Source organism: Streptomyces sp. NRRL WC-3605 (assembly GCF_001509795.1).
Taxonomy (GTDB): Bacteria; Actinomycetota; Actinomycetes; order Streptomycetales; family Streptomycetaceae; genus Streptomyces; species Streptomyces viridochromogenes.
This window is the reverse complement of the sequence record NZ_LLZN01000017.1, coordinates 1-301: the sequence shown is the minus strand read 5'-3', so window position 1 is coordinate 301 and position 301 is coordinate 1. Positions and strand designations below refer to the sequence as shown.

General features: G+C 77.1%; 2 pseudogenes. One reads left to right on the top strand and one right to left on the bottom strand.

The features are described 5' to 3' along the window. Positions 1 to 9: 9 nt before the first annotated feature. Positions 10 to 57, top strand: a pseudogene (locus tag ADL34_RS37180) (hypothetical protein); the annotation flags it as partial. 41 nt (positions 58 to 98) lie between these two features. Here ADL34_RS37180 and ADL34_RS37100 read toward each other — a convergent pair. Next, positions 99 to 301: pseudogene (locus ADL34_RS37100) on the bottom strand (ATP-binding cassette domain-containing protein); the annotation flags it as partial.

The window sequence follows — 301 nt, the reverse complement described above, 5'->3', positions numbered from 1 at the left end:
GTCGCCCTCATGGGCCGCAACGGCGCCGGGAAGTCCACCCTGCTCAACGCCCTCGTGGGACTGGTGACGCCGTCGTCCGGGACGGTGCTGACCGGCGGGGCCGTGCCGCACCCCCCGGCGCCCGTGTCGGCTTCCAGCAGGCCGGGGGGCTCGTGGGGGCGAAGGCGGACGCGGCGAACCAGGCCGCGCGGCTCCTGGGGGGGCGGCACGGACCCGCCGGTCAGCACCGTCCCGGACGACGGCGTCACCAGTCCCACGAGGGCGTTGAGCAGGGTGGACTTCCCGGCGCCGTTGCGGCCCA